The organism is Kitasatospora sp. NPDC057015 (assembly GCF_042673745.1).
Taxonomy (GTDB): domain Bacteria; phylum Actinomycetota; class Actinomycetes; order Streptomycetales; family Streptomycetaceae; genus Kitasatospora.
The window spans coordinates 62,014-76,899 of record NZ_JBHUSG010000011.1; the positions used below are offsets into that span (position 1 = coordinate 62,014).

Sequence of the window (14,886 nt, forward strand, 5' to 3'; positions counted from 1 at the left end):
CGTCGGCCCGCCCACGGCACCCCCGGCCGCCCGCTCCGCGGGCCGGTCGGCGCCGCGCGCCCCCGCCGCCGCCCGAGCGGACCCGGGGACGGGCCGGCGGGGACGTAGACTTCCACAGTGGCCGGGCGGATCAGGGATGAAGATGTACAGGCGGTGCGCAGCGCGCTGCCCATCGACGTGGTGGTCGGCGAGTACGTCCAGCTGACGAACGGCGGCGGGGGCGAGTACAAGGGCGTCTGCCCGTTCCACGACGAGAAGTCGGCCTCGTTCTACGTCAACCCCTCCAAGGGCGTCTTCCACTGCTTCGGCTGCCAGGAGAACGGCGACACCATCGCCTTCCTGATGAAGATCGAGCACTTCACCTTCGCCGAGGCCGTCGAGCGGATGGCCGCCCAGGCCAACATCACCCTGCGCTACGAGGAGGGCGGCTACAACCCGCGCCACCAGCAGGGCGAGCGGACCCGCCTGGTCGAGGCGCACAAGGTGGCCGCCGCGTTCTTCCGCGAGCAGCTGCAGTCGCCGGAGGCCGAGATCGGCCGGCGCTTCCTCGCCGAGCGCGGCTTCGACGAGGAGGCGGCCCAGCACTTCGGCGTCGGCTACGCGCCGGCCGGCTGGGAGCACCTGGTGCGGTTCCTGCGCGGCAAGGGGTTCAGCGACAAGGAGATCCTGCTGGGCGGGCTGGCCTCGCAGGGCCAGCGCGGCGGGCTGATCGACCGCTTCCGGGGCCGGCTGGTCTGGCCGATCCGGGACATGGGCGGCGAGGTGATCGGCTTCGGCGCCCGCCGGCTCCGCGAGGACGACAACGGGCCGAAGTACCTGAACACCCCCGAGACGCCGATCTACAAGAAGTCCAACGTGCTGTACGGCATCGACCTGGCGAAGAAGGAGATCGCCAAGTCGGGCCGGGCGGTGGTGGTCGAGGGCTACACCGACGTGATGGCCTGTCACCTGGCGGGCGTGACCACCGCGGTGGCGACCTGCGGAACGGCCTTCGCCGAGGACCACATCAAGATCATCCGCCGGCTGCTGATGGACACCTCCCAGTACCGCGGCGAGACGGTCTTCACCTTCGACGGCGACGCGGCCGGCCAGAAGGCCGCCCTGCGCGCCTTCGAGGACGACCAGAAGTTCGCCGCCCGGACCTCCATCGCGGTCAGCCCCGGCGGCATGGACCCGTGCGACCTGCGCCTCGCCCAGGGCGACGAGGCGGTCCGCACGCTGATCGACAACCCCGTCCCGCTCTTCGAGTTCGCGCTGCGCTCGGCGGTCGCCCGCCACCGGGTGGAGACCGCCGAGGGCCGGTCCGCCGCGCTGCTGGAGGCGGCGCCGATCGTCGCCAAGATCAAGGACCGCTCGATCCAGCACGAGTACGCCGTCCAGCTGGCCGGCATGCTGGGCATCCTGGACGAGCAGTTCGTGGTCCGCCGGGTGGGTCAACTCGCCCGCTGGGACCGCGACAACAAGCAGCAGAACCAGCGCGGCGGCAACCAGCAGCAGGCCCGACGCCCCGACGCCCAGTCGCAGCAGCCGGTCCAGCCGGCCCGCCCGGTCTTCCGGCTCAACCCGCGCGACCCGGCACAGTTCGTCGAACGCGAGCTGCTCAAGCTGGCCCTGCAGTACCCGGTGCTGGTCAGCCCGGCCTTCGACAACTACGGCGAGGACGAGTTCCCCACCCCGCCCTACACCGCCGTGCGCCGGGCGATCGGCCAGGCCGGCGGGGCCGCGTACGGCGCGACGCTGGCCGACTTCACCAAGACCGTCCGCGAGACCGCGCCCGACGACCAGGTGCGTTCCCTGGTCACCGAGCTGACCGTCGAGCCCGTCCGCACCCGGCGCAAGCCGGACGAGATCTATGCGGGGGAGTTCCTGGTCAAGCTGCGCCTGCAGGCCGTGGAGCGCCGGGTGGCCGAGGTCCGCGCCCAGCTCCAGCGGCTCGGCAACCGGGCCGCCCCCGAGGAACTGCACGCGGTGCAGACCGAGCTCTGGCAACTCCAGCAGTACGGCCAGCAGCTGCGCAGCCGGGGCGCCGCCGCGCTGTAGCGGGGCCGCCCGACCGGCGACAGAAAGTCCGCGCACGACTCTCGGCCGGAGCATGTGGCGTACGCCACACTGGAGGGCGTCCCAACTCCGTACAGCGCGGGTCCGCCAGAGTCGCGCACGGCCCCGAGGGGATGCCCGTGGAGCCCGCCGCGACCGTCCGTCCCACGCCGACCCGGACCCCCGACGACCCCGGCGCGCCCGAGCCGCCCGGCGAGGCCGCCGCGTCGGACCCCGACGGCCCCGACGTCCTCGACGCAGCCGAGGACGACGAGGACGACGGGCCGCCCCCGGCGGCCTCGCCGGCCTCCCTGGCCGGGCCGGGCGCCGACCTCTTCCGCCAGTACCTGCGCGAGATCGGCCGGGTCCGCCTGCTGACCGCCGCCGAGGAGGTGGAGCTCGCCCGCCAGATCGAGGCCGGCCTGTTCGCCGAGGAGCACCTGCACCGGATCCCGGCGCCGGACGACCGCCTCGCGGACGAACTCGACCGCCTGGTGGTGATCGGCCGGATGGCCAAGCGCCGGCTGATCGAGGCGAACCTGCGCCTGGTGGTCTCGGTGGCCAAGCGCTACGTCGGCCGCGGCCTGACCATGCTCGACCTCGTCCAGGAGGGCAACGTCGGCCTGATCCGGGCGGTGGAGAAGTTCGACTACACCCGGGGGTACAAGTTCTCCACCTACGCGACCTGGTGGATCCGGCAGTCGATGAGCCGGGCCCTGGCCGACCAGGCCCGCACCATCCGCGTCCCGGTGCACGTGGTGGAGCTGATCAACCGGGTGGTGCGGATCCAGCGCGGACTGCTCCAGGAGCGCGGTGCCGAGCCGACCCCGGCCGACATCGGCGCCGTCCTGGACCTCCCGGAGGCGCGGATCCGCGAGGTGCTGCGGCTGGCCCAGGAGCCGATCTCGCTGCACACGCCGATCGGTGAGGAGGACGACGTCGCCTTCGGCGACCTGATCGAGGACGCCGACGCGGCGTCACCGGTCGAGTCGGCCTCGTTCCTGCTGCTGCGCCGCCATCTGGAGGCGGTGCTCGCCACCCTGGGCGACCGCGAACGGCAGGTCGTGCAACTGCGCTACGGCCTGGACGACGGCCGCCCGCGCACCCTGGAGGAGATCGGCCACCTCTTCGGGGTCACCCGTGAGCGGATCCGCCAGATCGAGTCGAAGACCCTCGGCAAACTGCGCGACCACACCTTCGCCGAGCAGCTCCGCGGCTATCTGGACTGAGACCGCCGGGACCGAGGCAGTCGGGACCGGGACTGACGGTACCGAGGCGGCCGGGCCTGAGACCGCCGGGACCGAGACCGCCGGTGGAAGCACCGCCGGGCCGGGGGCTCAGCCCCAGATGCTGTTGTTGGCGAGCGGCCGGGCCGCGTCGGCGAGCCCGCGGCCCGTGGCGGCGGTCGTCACGGGGCCGGCGCCGCCGGCCGGGCGGAGGGCGTCGGACGGGAGGCAGCTGCGGCTGGGCAGCGAGCCGAGGGACATGAGGGACTCCCAGGAGGTCGGCCGCACGGGGCACGGGCCGGACGGCCCGGCGGAAGACGTTCTCGCCTTCCCTGCGGTGAGACCATGCTCCGGCCGCCCCGGCGGCCCGGTCCAGTGATCCACCGTCCCCACCCGGCCCGGGACATCCCCAGGGCTCTGACCTGCAGGGACGGTCGGGAGCGGGGACGCCGCGACCCGCCCTGCGACTCGGATCAGGAGTCGCGGGGCGGGTCGGAGGTCGGGTCGGGGCCGGGCGGTTCGGCGGGCCTCAGGGGGCCGCGGGCGCACCCACGTGGCTCGTGCAGACCCGGGTCGCGCCGTCGGGCTGGGTGGAGCAGGTCCAGGCCTCCTTGCCGGCGGTCAGCTCCACCATCGGCGAGTAGGCGTCGTTGCCCCACTTCACGGCGTACGGCGAGGTGATGCCGTCCGAGTTCTCCGCGCTGACGACGGCGTTCGGCGCCGCGTAGGTGATCCGGCCCCAGACGGCGGAGCAGGCCTTGCTGTAGCGCAGCTCCATCACGATGCCCTGGTTCTGGCCGGTGGCCAGGGTCTGGCCGTCCTGGCTGCAGCCCATCGTGCTCGGGTCCTTGCCGTTGCAGCCGGCCGCGGTGCAGCCGATCGGGCGCGGCGTCGCCGGGGCCGCCCCGGCGGACGCGGACGTGGATGCGGACGGGGACGCGGTGGCGGCGGCCGGGGCGCCGGCGGTCACGGTGGCGGTGGCGCCGCCGGCGGAGGCCTTCCCCGGCGATCCGCCCCACTGCGAGACCCCGAGCACCACGGCCAGGGCGAGGGCCGCCGCGAGCACCCCGCCGAGCACCGCCCGGCGGGTGGACCACCGGGAGGCCCGCCCGGCCGGCGCCGGCGCGTCCCCGTCCGCCGCCCGCTCCGGGGCGTCCGGGCCGTCGCCGCCCTCCGGTACGACCGTCCCGCCGGCGCCGGCCGCCGCGAGTTCGCGCTCCGCGCGGTCCCGGTCGGCCAGTTCCCAGAGGTCGAGCAGCGGGGCCACCTCGTACTGGAAGGCGGTGGCCAGGCTCTCGACGGCGCCGCGCGGCGGGAACTGCTTGCCGTTGACCCAGCGCTCCCACGAGGACTTCGCGTAGTGCGTACGCGCCCCGATCTTGGCGTAGCTGAGGCCCGAGGCGTCCTTGAAGGCCAGCAGCTCCAGCCGCAGCCGCTCGGCGGCGTCGGGTCCGGTGCCCGCGGCACCGGGAGGGGGCGTGGTGAGGGAGTCCTCGGTGGTCATCGTCATGCCGTTCGCCTGGAGGAGACCGGGTTCGGCTGAGTCAGGGGCGGTGCCACGCGCCATGGACGGCCCCCGCCTCAGGGCCCGGCGATGGTCGTAGTCCTGAGAGTCCGTCGGGCAGCATAGCGCGCGCGGCCCGCGGGCACGGCGGGGGCCCACCGTCTCAGTGGTGGAAGGCCGTCCGGGCCGGCATCCCGAGGTCCTTCAGCGGGCTCGGCTGGCTGTTGAGTTCCGGCAGCAGCCGGGTGAGGTCGGCGAGCAGCAGGTCGGCCAGGTCGCGGGAGAAGCCGTTGCGGCAGACGATCCGCAGCACCGAGAGGTCCGTCCGGTTCTCCGGGAAGCTGTAGGCGGGCACCTGCCAGCCGCGTTCGCGCAGCCGCCGGGAGACGTCGTAGACGTCGAACGGGACGTCGGCGGCGGTGGTGAACGCGAAGACCGGCAGATCGTCGCCGCGGGTGATCAGCCGGAAGCCGCCGAGGGCCTCGATCGCGCCCGACAGGTACAGCGCGACGTCCCGGGAGGCCTGTTGGACGGCCCGGTAGCCGTCGTGGCCGAGCCGCAGGAAGGTGTAGTACTGGGCGATCACCTCGGCTCCGGGCCGGGAGAAGTTCAGCGCGAAGGTGGGCATCTCGCCGCCCAGGTAGTTCACCCGGAACACCAGCTCCTCGGGCAGGGCCGCCTTGTCGCGCCAGAGCGCCCAGCCCACGCCCGGGTACACCAGCCCGTACTTGTGGCCGGAGGTGTTGATGGAGGAGACCCGGGGGAGCCGGAAGTCCCACGGCAGGTCCGGGTCGAGGAAGGGCGCGACCATCCCGCCGGAGGCGCCGTCCACGTGCACCGGGACGTCCAGCCCGGTGCGGCCCTGCAACTCGTCGAGGGCGGCGCAGATCTCCGCGACCGGCTCGTAGCTGCCGTCGAAGGTGGACCCGAGGATGGCGACCACGCCGATGGTGTCCTCGTCGCAGAGCGCCACGGCCCGTTCGGCGTCCAGGTGGAAGCGCTCGCCCTCCATCGGGGCGGTGCGGGCCTCGACCTCCCAGAAGGTGCAGAACTTCTCCCAGCAGACCTGGACGTTGACGCCCATCACCAGGTTGGGCCGGGCCCCGGCGGCGTACCGCTCGGCGTTGCGCCGCATCCACCGGCGCTTCAGGGCCAGCCCGGCCAGCATGCAGGCTTCGCTGGAGCCGGTGGTGGAGCAGCCGACGGCGGAGGTCGGCTCGGGCGCGTTCCAGAGGTCGGCCAGGATGGACACGCAGCGCCGCTCCAGCTCGGCGGTCTGCGGGTACTCGTCCTTGTCGATCATGTTCTTGTCGAGGCACTCGGTCATCAGCCGGGTCGCCTGGACCTCCATCGACGTGGTCACGAAGGTGGCCAGGTTGAGTTTGGCGTTGCCGTCCAGCATCAGTTCGTCGTGGATCAGCTGGTAGGCGATGTCGGCGGGGACGGGACCGGGCGCCAGCCGGTGGACCGGCGGCGCGAGCTCCATCGACCCGAGCGGGTCGGCGGCCCCGAGGAAGGGGCTGACCGTCAGCCGGCGGTCGTCGTCGGCTCCTTCGTGCAGCGCCATGTGCGGTGTCGCCCTTCGCTCCGGTGGCCGTGTCCCGTCCCACGCTGCCACCGGGTCCTGGGCGACGCACCTCCGGCGCTGCCACCGGGCCCGGGGCGACGCGCCCCCGCCGCCGGCCCGGCCCGTACCGGAGGCACGCTCAGGAGGCGGTCTCCGGGTGGATCTGCTCGCGGGCCGCCGCGAACTGCTGGCGCACGGCCGAGCCGACCGGGAGGTCGTGCTGTGCGTCGGGCACGGTGGTGTCGGCGCCCTCCGGCAGCTCCCAGCGCGGCGGTTCGGCGCCGCCGGCCAGGGCCCAGGCGGCCTGCCGGGCCGCCCCGCGCGCCGCGTGGTCGCCCGGGGCGGGCACGACGACGGGGATGCCGAACAGCTGCGGCGCGATCTTCCGCACCGCCGGCAGCCGCCCGGCGGCGCCGAGCAGGAACACCCGGCGCACCTCGACGCCCTTGGTGCGCAGCAGGTCCAGGGCGTCGGCGATGTTGCAGAGCATGCCCTCGACGGCGGCCCTGGCCAGGTGGTGGGGGGCCATCGACTCGGCCCGCAGTCCGGTCAGGGTGCCGGCGGCGTGCGGCAGGCTGGGGGTGCGCTCGCCGTCCAGGTACGGCAGCAGCACCAGCCCGTACGAGCCGGGGGTGGACTGCAGGGCCAGCTCGCTGAGGCCGTCGAGGTCGGTGCCGAGCATCGCGGCGGTGGCCCGCAGCACCTGAGCGGCGTTCAGGGTGCCCACCATCGGCAGGTGGCGGCCGGTGGCGTCGGCGAAGGAGGAGACGATGCCGGAGGCGTCCACCACGGCGCGGTCGTGCACCGCGAAGATGGTGCCGTTGCCGCCGATCGAGACCACCGCGTCGCCCGGGCCCAGGCCCAGGCCCAGGGCGGCCGCCATGTTGTCACCGGTGCCGGCCGAGATCAGCAGGCCCTCGGGGGTGTGCCCGGCGGGCTCGGCCGGGCCGAGGACGTCGGGCAGCCGCAGTTCGTGGCCGAGCGCGAGCTTCACCAGGTCCTGCCGGTAGTCGCCGCTGACGGGCGACCAGTAGCCGGTGCCGGAGGCGTCGCCCCGGTCGGTGGTACGGCGCTGCGGGTGGCCGAGGAGCTGCCAGACCAGCCAGTCGTGCGGCAGCAGCACCTCGGCGATCCGGCGGGCCGAGGCCGGTTCGAACTCGGCCAGCCAGCGCAGCTTGGCGATGGTGTAACTGGCGGTCGGGACGGCGCCGATGGCCTGGGTCCAGGCGGCGGGGCCGCCGAGGGCGTCCACCAGGGCGGCGGCGGCGCCGGCCGCGCGCGGGTCGTTCCAGAGGATGGCGGGGCGGACCAGCACCCCGCCGGCGTCCAGGCCGATCATGCCGTGCTGCTGGGCGCAGACGCCGATCGCCCGGACGCCCTCCAGCAGGCCGCCGGCGGCGGCCTCGCCCAGCGAGTGCAGCCAGGACTGCGGGTCCGCACCGGCCCGGGCGTCCGAGCCCTCGGTGGCGGGGTGCGGGGCCTTGCCGGAGCGCAGGACGGAGCCGGTCTCGGCGTCGCACGCGACGATCTTGGTGCGGTTGGTCGAACTGTCTATCCCCGCGACGATGGCCATGTCGAGATCATGCCTCAGCGGGCGGCCCGGCGCGGCCGGGAGGCGCAAGTGTTGCCCAGTCGGTACCGGCCGGTAGGCCCGCGGTCGCACGGCGGTTCGGCGGCGGCCCGGCCCTCGTACACCGGTCCGGCGCCGACGGTCGCCGCCGGGCCGCCGCCGGTCACCGGCCCGGCGCCCGGGGGAGGGGGCGGGAGCGGGCCGCTCATGGGCGGAACGTCCCCCAGCTGTCGTCGGAGGTCACCGGCTGGCGGTTGAAGTACGGCACCCGGTCGGTCAGCGAGTTCGGGAGCTTGTCGCCGACCTTGTCCGCCACCGCGCCGGCCGCCTTCCCGGCCGCCGCGCCCGCCTGCTGCTTCGCCTTGTCGGCGGCGCTCTGCACCCGGGGGTTCTGCGCGACCTGCCGGCTGACCTTGGCGATCTGCTCGTACCGCTGGCGGCCCGCCCGGGCGCCGAGGACGTACCCGGCCGCCGCCCCCACGACGAAACTCAACTTCCACTTCCACATACCGGGTCTCCATCCCTCGTCGCGGACTGTGCCGCATTGCCCTACCCGTCGTTCGCAGCGGCGAACCGTCCGTGCTCCCAGCATCCCCGGGCCGTGTGCCGCTCGCGCGCCGGGCGCGCCGGGCGGGGGTCGCGCGGGGGCCTGCGGAAAGCGATTGGCGGACCACCCCCCTGAGTGCGCTAATGTATGTCCCGCAGCGAGCGCCGAGGGACCGGGAGACCGGAGGCCCGGAGCGGAAGCTCGATCCCCCATAGCTCAATTGGCAGAGCAGCCGACTGTTAATCGGCAGGTTATTGGTTCGAGTCCAATTGGGGGAGCCACAGGAAGCCGGGCCCACGGGCCCGGCACGCCTGCTGTTGCGCACCTCGGTGCGCGCGATCCCGCATAGCTCAATTGGCAGAGCAGCCGACTGTTAATCGGCAGGTTATTGGTTCGAGTCCAATTGCGGGAGCTTCAGCCGGTTCGTCCGGGTGAGTGTCCAGAGCGAAGGCCCCCCGGTCGACCGGGGGGCCTTCGTGTTGGCCGGGCCGGCGGGGCCGTGGGACGTCTCACCCCGGCCGCTGCCCGTCGCCGGGCGCCCACCGGCCGGCCGATCGCCGGCCGGGCGCTCACTCGCCCGTCGCCCGCCGGTACAGCTCGGTCACCCGGTCGTCGAACGTGACGCTGTACGAGATCCGCGGCGTGTCGCCGCCCTCCTGGTAGCCGCCGATCACGCCGACCACCGCGCCGTCGGCGGTGATCCAGGGGCTGCCGCTGGTGCCGTTGGTGTAGCCGTCGCAGTCGAAGCGCTCCTGGGTCGGGCTCTGCGAGGCGGTGCGGGTGGTGCAGGTGATCGGCTCCTCCACGCCGTTGGGGTAGCCGGTCACGGAGACGGCCAGCCCGAACCCGCCCTCGCCGCCGAGGCCGTTCCCGCCGACCACGTCCTCGATCTGCCGCCCGCCCGACGGCCGCACCGTGACGAAGGCCACGTCGTACTCCGGGTCGGCGTCCTCGCTCCAGCGCGGGTCCACCGTCACCACGTCCACCGACCAGGTCCCGTACGGCGACGTCCCGTCCCGGTAGCCGGGGGTGAACACCAGGCCCTCCTGCAGGCCGTAGTCCTCGGGCTCCACGCAGTGCGCGGCGGTGACCAGCAGGTTGTGCCCGGGGCTGCGCACCACGCTGGCCGTGCACGCCCGGGGGCCCTGCGCGGTGCCCAGCGAGAGCGTGCCGATCCGGTCCCCGGCGGCGTCCCGGGGGGCGGTGCGGGCCACCGGCGGCTGCCCGGCGGGCGCGGCGCAGGCGGTGGCGGCGAGCAGGAGGAGCGCCAGCGGGGGCAGCAGCCGCGCGCAGGCGGTCCGGACCGGGCCGAGTGCCATCGGGACTGCGCCTCTCCTCCTCGCGTCCGGCGGACGCGCAGCGGTCGTACGGGGGCTGCTCCCGGCACGACGGGTCGTCCGGGGCCGCGGGCCGGCGGGCGCCGCGTACGAGGAAGATCTACCAGTCCGGGCCCGGACGGCGCCACCGTCGACCCCGCTCATCCGGTGGCCCGGTCGTACAGGTCCTGGACGCGCTCGCCGAAGTAGCTGCTGTACGAGGTGTCCGCGGTGTCGCCGCCCTCCTGGTAGCCGCCGATCACGCCGACCACGGTGCCGGTCATGGTCCCCGGGTCGAAGTCGGTCACCCAGGGGCTCCCGCTGGTGCCGCCTGTGTAGTCCGGGCAGTCGACCCGCAGTTGGGTGGGGCTCTGCTCGGTGGTGGTGTTGCTGCAGGTGATCGGCAGCTCGCCGCTGCTCGGGTAGCCCGTCACCTTCACCGGCAGCCGGAACCCCCGGTCGATGCCCAGCAGGTTGGCGCCGAGGACCTGTTGGACCTGCTGCCCGCCCTGCGGGGCGACCACCGCGAACGCGACGTCGACGTCGGGGTCGCCGGAGTCCTTCCAGGCCTGGTCGACGGTGACCGAGAGCAGCGGCCAGACGCCGTTCGGGGTGTCGCCGCCGCGGTAGCCGGGGACGAAGACCAGGTCGTCGCGCTGCCCGAGGTGCGGATCGTAGACGCAGTGCGCGGCGGTGACGATCAGGTTCAGGCCGGCGCTGTCGACCACGCTCGCGGTGCAGAAGTGGTCGCCCCCCGCGGAGTGCGTGAAGACCGCTCCGACCAGGCTGTTCAGCACGGTGGGGGCGGCCGTGCGGGTCGTGCCGGGGTGCTCGGCCACGGCGGCGCGGATCCGGTCCCTGGTCCAGCCGTGCGGCGCCGCCGGCAGCGAGGGCCGCGCGCCGCCGCCCGGCGCCGGCGTGCCTGCCGTGGCGGACGGGCCCGACCCGCTCCGGGAGGCCTCCGGGACGGACCGGCCCGGAGCGGCACAGCCCGCGCAGGCGAGGACGAGGGCGACGGCTATCGCGGCCGGCTCACGTATCGTCATCCGCCGCCCTTCGCCCCGCCGCACCGTGGACCGGCCCGGCTCGTCGGCTCCCAGGCTCGGACCGTCGCCCCCGCCCGGCCACCGGGATTCGACCGTACGGGGAGGGCCCGAGGCCCGCGCACCCGTGTGCGCCCCCGGCGCGCATCACGGGTGATCGACCGGCTATGCTGCCCGGGACGGCCTTCCGGGGCCGTCTGCTGCTGCCACGACCGGCTCACCGGGCGCGTGCACGGCGAACCGGGGCGGTAGCTCAGCCGGTTAGAGCAGGGGACTCATAATCCCTTGGTCGTGGGTTCGAGTCCCACCCGCCCCACCGTCAGATGTGTCGGCCCGCCGGCGAGATCGCTGCGGTGACCTGCGTGAACAGTCGGCTGCCCTGGAGGAACTCTAGGACAGCGCAGGCTCCTCGAAGCGAATGACATGCCGAGGTTCACCCGTCCGGCACCAATCCGGCGCCACCCGTTGACGGGGCCGCACGGACCCGCACGTCGAGCACGGTCCGCCCCCTGCCCCGAGCGCGCCTCCGTACCGCCCGAACCCCTGCCCGAACCGCCGCCCGAACCCCCGCCCGAGGACGCCGCCGGTCGGGCGCGCGCTGCTCCCGGGCGGGCTCCGGTGCCGGGACCGTCCTGCCCGTGGCCGCTCCGCCGCGCATAGTTGGGATATGGAATCCGACACGGCCGGGGGGATCCGACGGTTCGTGCCCCGGCGAGTGGTGCTGCTCGGGGGTGCGGGGGTGCTGCTGGGCGCGGCAGGCTGCGCCGGGTCGGGCGGCGGGGCGGGTCCGGCGGGCCGCACCCCGGCCGGGTCGGCCGGCGCTCCGACGCCGGGGGTGAGCCCGGGGGCCGCCGGTGCGGCGGTCGCGGGCAGCCCGCCCGCGAGCGCTCCGACCGCCGCGCTGCCGGCGGTGACGCCCTGGGTGCCCGGGCCCGGCGAGGTCAGCCCGGAGGTCAAGCTGCGGGCCGTGCAGCTGGTCGAGGCACTCGGCACCTGGCCGTCCGGCGGCGAGGGGGCCGCCGCGGCCGGTGCCCGCGCCGCCGCGCTCGGCCTGGACCCGGGCCTGGCGGCCCAGGCCGGCCCCCTGCTGCCGGCGGCCGACCGGGCGGCGCTGCAGGTGGTCTACGCCCAGTACGGCGGACTGCTGGCGGACAGCGCCAGCGTCATGGTGGTGTGCCGCCAGTGGGCCCTCGGGGCGGACGGCGCCGTCACGGCGGGCGGCACCACCGTCGACGTCCGGCTCGACCGGGCGCAGCCGCTCTGGACGGTGACCGGGCTGCGCCCGGCCGAGCCCGGACCGGCCACCCCGACGCCGTCCGCCGCGGCCCGCAGCGTGCTGACCGACACGCGGATCGTGCTGCCGCCGGCCGCCGCGGCCGACGTGGCCGCCGGCACCGTGCACGACAGCGTGCTGCGGGCGCTGCTCACGCTGGCGCAGGCGCACAGCTTCCAGGTCACCGTGCTGCGCTCCGGCCACCCGCTGGACGTCTTCGGGACGAACCGGCCGAGCGACCACCCGCAGGGGCGCGGCGTCGACATCTGGCAGATCGACGGCCACACCGTCGCCGACCCGGCGACCGACCCGGCCCTGGTGGACGGCTTCATGCGGGCGGCCGCCGCCGCGGGTTCGTACAACGTCGGCGGGCCGCGGCAGTTGAGCGGCGGTGCGACGGTCAACCAGTTCTTCTCGGACCGCACCCACCACGACCACGTCCACGCGGGCTTCGCCGAGTGACGGCGGGTCCGCCGGTCGAGGTGCGTTGCCGCGGGCCGGCACCGGTGTTCGCCCGGGTGTGAGAGAGTGCCGCCCGAGAGGGTGGATCACCCGTTCGCACAGAGACCCGGGGGCGGTTCGTGGAGACGACGGTGGAAGTCGAGGCGGCGCGCAGCGCGCTGGTGCTGGTGGATCTGATGGACCGGATCGTCGCGCTCCCGCTGCGGCCGAGGAGCGGTGACCAGGTGCTGGCGACCTCGTTGGAGCTCGCCGGCCGGTTCCGTGCGGCCGGGGCCACGGTGGCCGCGATCCGGGTGGAGCGGCCGGGCGTCGCCGAGCAGCCGCCGGGCAGCGGCCTGGCCGCCGGGGTCGCCGCGGCGGCCGACCTGGTGGTGGTCAAGCGGACCATCGGGGGCTTCCACGGCACCGACCTGGACGAGCGGCTGCGCGGACGCGGGGTGGACACCCTGGTGTTCGCCGGCATCGCCACCAACATGGGGGTGGAGTCGACCGCGCGGGCGGCGGCCGACCACGGCTACGAGCTGGTCTTCGTCGAGGACGCCATGGCGACGTTCACCGGCGAGGAGCACCGGGCGGCGATCGGGTTCGGCCTGCCCCGCTTCGGCACGGTGGTGACGGCGGCCGGCGTACGGCTGGGCTGACCCGGGCCCTCGCCCCGGCCGCCGTCGCCGGTCCGTAAGCTGGGCGGATGCTCGCACCCGCCGCCCTGCCCACCCCGCTGGAACGGCTGACCGACCCGGTGCTGGAGCGGGCCGGCGTGGAACTGCGGCTGAAGCGGGACGACCTGCTGCACCCGGCCGTCCCCGGCAACAAGTGGCGCAAGCTGGCACCCAACCTGGCGCTCGCCGGGGAGCAGGGGCACACCCGGCTGCTCACCTTCGGCGGGGCGTACTCCACCCACCTGCGGGCCACCGCCGCCGCCGCACGGGCGCTGGGCCTGTCCAGCGTCGGGCTGGTGCGGGGCGAGGAGCTGGCCGCGGCGCCGCGCAACTGGTCGCTGCGGGCGGCCGAGGAGTCCGGGATGGAGCTGGCCTTCCTCAGCAGGTCCGAGTACCGGCGGGTGGTGGGACGGTCGGCGGACGGGGCGGTGCCGGCCGAGCTGACGGACCGCTGGGGCCGCTGCCTGGTCCTGCCCGAGGGCGGCTCCAACGCCGCGGCCGTGACCGGCGCGGCGGGCATTCCCGCCGAGATCCCGGACCTCGGCGCCCGGGACGTGCTCTGCTGCCCGGTCGGGACGGGCGGCACCCTCGCGGGCATCGCCGCCGGGCTCCCGCCCGGTGCCCGGGCCCTCGGGGTGGCGGTGCTGCGCGGCGGCGAGGGCTACCTGGAGGCCGAGGTCGCCCGCCTCCACCGAGCGGCGTACGGGCGGGAGTTCGCCAACTGGCGGATCGACCACGGGCACCACGGCGGCGGCTACGGGAAGGTCCCGGCGGAGCTGGAGGCGTTCGCGGCCGACTTCGAGGCGCGGCACGGGATCGCACTGGAGCGGCGCTACGTCGCCAAGGCCCTGCTGGCCGTCCGGGACCTCGCGGGGGCCGGTGGACTGGCGCCCGGCACCCGGGTGACGGTGGTCGTCACGGGCCTGCCGGATCCGGTGCGCCGGACGCCGGACGGGTCTTGAGCCCGTCCATGAACACGGTGAACAGGTGGGCGCCGCGGTCGGCCGCGGACGGCGCCTGGTCGGCGATCCAGCCGAGGGCGTTGACCAGGGCGAAGAGGTCGGTCCCGTCGACGTCCGGTCGGATCCGCCCGGACTCCTGAGCCCGTCCGAGCAGCTGCCCGGCGGCCTCGCGCATGGCCAGGCAGGACGCGTGCAGGGGTGAGTCCTCGTCGTTCAGGGTGGCCATCAGCGAGCCGGCCAGGCCCCGGTAGCCACCGGTGCTGAGGATGAATCCGTGCAGCCACTCGGTCAGGGCCGCGGCGGGCTCCAGGCTCCGGCCGAGTTCGGCCGCGCGGGCGGCGAGCCCGTCGAAGCGTTCCCGGAGCAGGGTCTCCAGCAGGGCCTCGCGGGTCGGGAAGTGCCGGTAGAGGGTGCCGAGCCCGACGTCCGCGCGGCGGGCGACGTCCCGCAGGGAGGCCTGGGTGCCCTGCTCCCCGACGACGGCCCGGGCCGCTTCGAGGATGCGCTCGCGGTTGCGCTCGGCGTCGGCGCGTCGGCCGCGGGTGGTGGTGGGGCTCTCTGCGGTCATGCGGTCTCTCCGGTCGGGGGCCGGTCGCCGGGGCGTCCGGGTGGTTCGCGGCGGGTCTGTGGTCAGCAGCCCGGCAGAAGGCGGCCGTTGACAAGTGGAGCACTGCTCCGGTTATATCCGGAGCATTGCTCCGCATTCTACGGGGCGGTCTT

At 75.0% G+C, this 14,886-nt stretch carries 13 protein-coding genes and 3 tRNA genes; 8 read left to right on the plus strand and 8 right to left on the minus strand.

Annotated features, from left to right (window positions below; translation table 11 throughout):
- Positions 1-117: 117 nt before the first annotated feature.
- Together dnaG and ACFTWP_RS13545 are read left to right on the plus strand one after the other, a co-directional pair.
- A complete protein-coding gene (gene dnaG / locus ACFTWP_RS13540) occupies positions 118-2,040 on the plus strand; it encodes a DNA primase (RefSeq protein WP_380264658.1) in 1,923 nt (640 codons plus the stop codon).
- 131 nt (positions 2,041-2,171) lie between these two features.
- Positions 2,172-3,266, plus strand: a complete 1,095-nt coding sequence (locus tag ACFTWP_RS13545; RefSeq protein ID WP_380264659.1) for an RNA polymerase sigma factor — start codon at positions 2,172-2,174, stop codon at positions 3,264-3,266.
- A 108-nt stretch (positions 3,267-3,374) separates the two neighbouring features.
- On the opposite strand, the gene ACFTWP_RS13550 is transcribed toward ACFTWP_RS13545, so the two are convergent.
- The 5 genes from ACFTWP_RS13550 to ACFTWP_RS13570 form a co-directional block, all read right to left on the minus strand.
- On the minus strand, positions 3,375-3,524 hold the full coding sequence (locus tag ACFTWP_RS13550) for a hypothetical protein (protein WP_380264660.1): 150 nt from the start codon (positions 3,522-3,524) through the stop codon (positions 3,375-3,377).
- A 268-nt stretch (positions 3,525-3,792) separates the two neighbouring features.
- Positions 3,793-4,773 (minus strand): DUF2690 domain-containing protein, encoded by a 981-nt coding sequence (locus ACFTWP_RS13555; protein ID WP_380264661.1) that lies wholly within the window; start codon positions 4,771-4,773, stop codon positions 3,793-3,795.
- A 157-nt stretch (positions 4,774-4,930) separates the two neighbouring features.
- On the minus strand, positions 4,931-6,334 hold the full coding sequence (locus tag ACFTWP_RS13560) for a glutamate decarboxylase (protein WP_380264662.1): 1,404 nt from the start codon (positions 6,332-6,334) through the stop codon (positions 4,931-4,933).
- A 139-nt stretch (positions 6,335-6,473) separates the two neighbouring features.
- Entirely contained in the window at positions 6,474-7,907 is a 1,434-nt protein-coding gene (locus ACFTWP_RS13565; RefSeq protein ID WP_380264663.1) for an FGGY family carbohydrate kinase, read from the minus strand.
- Between the two features lie 202 nt (positions 7,908-8,109).
- Positions 8,110-8,412, minus strand: a complete 303-nt coding sequence (locus ACFTWP_RS13570) for a hypothetical protein (RefSeq protein ID WP_380264664.1) — start codon at positions 8,410-8,412, stop codon at positions 8,110-8,112.
- 244 nt (positions 8,413-8,656) lie between these two features.
- On the opposite strand from ACFTWP_RS13570, the gene ACFTWP_RS13575 reads away from it, so the two are divergent.
- Both ACFTWP_RS13575 and ACFTWP_RS13580 read left to right on the plus strand, forming a co-directional pair.
- A tRNA-Asn gene (locus ACFTWP_RS13575) sits at positions 8,657-8,732 on the plus strand.
- 58 nt (positions 8,733-8,790) lie between these two features.
- Positions 8,791-8,863, plus strand: a tRNA-Asn gene (locus ACFTWP_RS13580).
- Positions 8,864-9,020: 157 nt separating this feature from the next.
- Here the strand turns inward: ACFTWP_RS13580 and ACFTWP_RS13585 are convergent.
- Together ACFTWP_RS13585 and ACFTWP_RS13590 are read right to left on the minus strand one after the other, a co-directional pair.
- Positions 9,021-9,770: a trypsin-like serine peptidase gene (locus ACFTWP_RS13585; protein ID WP_380264665.1), complete on the minus strand. Its 750-nt coding sequence runs from the start codon at positions 9,768-9,770 to the stop codon at positions 9,021-9,023.
- A 158-nt stretch (positions 9,771-9,928) separates the two neighbouring features.
- Positions 9,929-10,813: a trypsin-like serine peptidase gene (locus ACFTWP_RS13590; RefSeq protein ID WP_380264666.1), complete on the minus strand. Its 885-nt coding sequence runs from the start codon at positions 10,811-10,813 to the stop codon at positions 9,929-9,931.
- 239 nt (positions 10,814-11,052) lie between these two features.
- Here ACFTWP_RS13590 and ACFTWP_RS13595 point away from each other — a divergent pair.
- The 4 genes from ACFTWP_RS13595 to ACFTWP_RS13610 all read left to right on the plus strand — a co-directional run bounded on the left by ACFTWP_RS13595 (position 11,053) and on the right by ACFTWP_RS13610 (position 14,166).
- Positions 11,053-11,126: transfer RNA gene (locus ACFTWP_RS13595), tRNA-Ile, on the plus strand.
- 351 nt (positions 11,127-11,477) lie between these two features.
- The gene (locus tag ACFTWP_RS13600) at positions 11,478-12,545 is read left to right on the plus strand and encodes a hypothetical protein (protein WP_380264667.1); all 1,068 of its coding nucleotides are present in this window, start codon (positions 11,478-11,480) and stop codon (positions 12,543-12,545) included.
- Positions 12,546-12,676: 131 nt separating this feature from the next.
- The gene (locus ACFTWP_RS13605) at positions 12,677-13,186 is read left to right on the plus strand and encodes an isochorismatase family protein (RefSeq protein WP_380264668.1); all 510 of its coding nucleotides are present in this window, start codon (positions 12,677-12,679) and stop codon (positions 13,184-13,186) included.
- A gap of 47 nt (positions 13,187-13,233) precedes the next feature.
- Entirely contained in the window at positions 13,234-14,166 is a 933-nt protein-coding gene (locus tag ACFTWP_RS13610) for a 1-aminocyclopropane-1-carboxylate deaminase/D-cysteine desulfhydrase (RefSeq protein ID WP_380264669.1), read from the plus strand.
- On the opposite strand, the gene ACFTWP_RS13615 is transcribed toward ACFTWP_RS13610, so the two are convergent.
- On the minus strand, positions 14,120-14,734 hold the full coding sequence (locus ACFTWP_RS13615) for a TetR/AcrR family transcriptional regulator (RefSeq protein ID WP_380264670.1): 615 nt from the start codon (positions 14,732-14,734) through the stop codon (positions 14,120-14,122). The genes ACFTWP_RS13610 and ACFTWP_RS13615 overlap by 47 nt on opposite strands.
- Positions 14,735-14,886 lie beyond the last annotated feature (152 nt).

Coding starts and splice junctions, on each gene's coding strand:
- ACFTWP_RS13585 (WP_380264665.1), bottom strand. CDS start 9,770: ATGGCACTCGGCCCGGTCCGGACCGCCTGCGCGCGGCTGCTGCCCCCG.
- ACFTWP_RS13555 (WP_380264661.1), bottom strand. CDS start 4,773: ATGACGATGACCACCGAGGACTCCCTCACCACGCCCCCTCCCGGTGCC.
- ACFTWP_RS13590 (WP_380264666.1), bottom strand. CDS start 10,813: ATGACGATACGTGAGCCGGCCGCGATAGCCGTCGCCCTCGTCCTCGCC.
- ACFTWP_RS13560 (WP_380264662.1), bottom strand. CDS start 6,334: ATGGCGCTGCACGAAGGAGCCGACGACGACCGCCGGCTGACGGTCAGC.
- ACFTWP_RS13545 (WP_380264659.1), top strand. CDS start 2,172: ATGCCCGTGGAGCCCGCCGCGACCGTCCGTCCCACGCCGACCCGGACC.
- ACFTWP_RS13570 (WP_380264664.1), bottom strand. CDS start 8,412: ATGTGGAAGTGGAAGTTGAGTTTCGTCGTGGGGGCGGCGGCCGGGTAC.
- ACFTWP_RS13600 (WP_380264667.1), top strand. CDS start 11,478: ATGGAATCCGACACGGCCGGGGGGATCCGACGGTTCGTGCCCCGGCGA.
- ACFTWP_RS13550 (WP_380264660.1), bottom strand. CDS start 3,524: ATGTCCCTCGGCTCGCTGCCCAGCCGCAGCTGCCTCCCGTCCGACGCC.
- ACFTWP_RS13610 (WP_380264669.1), top strand. CDS start 13,234: ATGCTCGCACCCGCCGCCCTGCCCACCCCGCTGGAACGGCTGACCGAC.
- ACFTWP_RS13565 (WP_380264663.1), bottom strand. CDS start 7,907: ATGGCCATCGTCGCGGGGATAGACAGTTCGACCAACCGCACCAAGATC.
- ACFTWP_RS13615 (WP_380264670.1), bottom strand. CDS start 14,734: ATGACCGCAGAGAGCCCCACCACCACCCGCGGCCGACGCGCCGACGCC.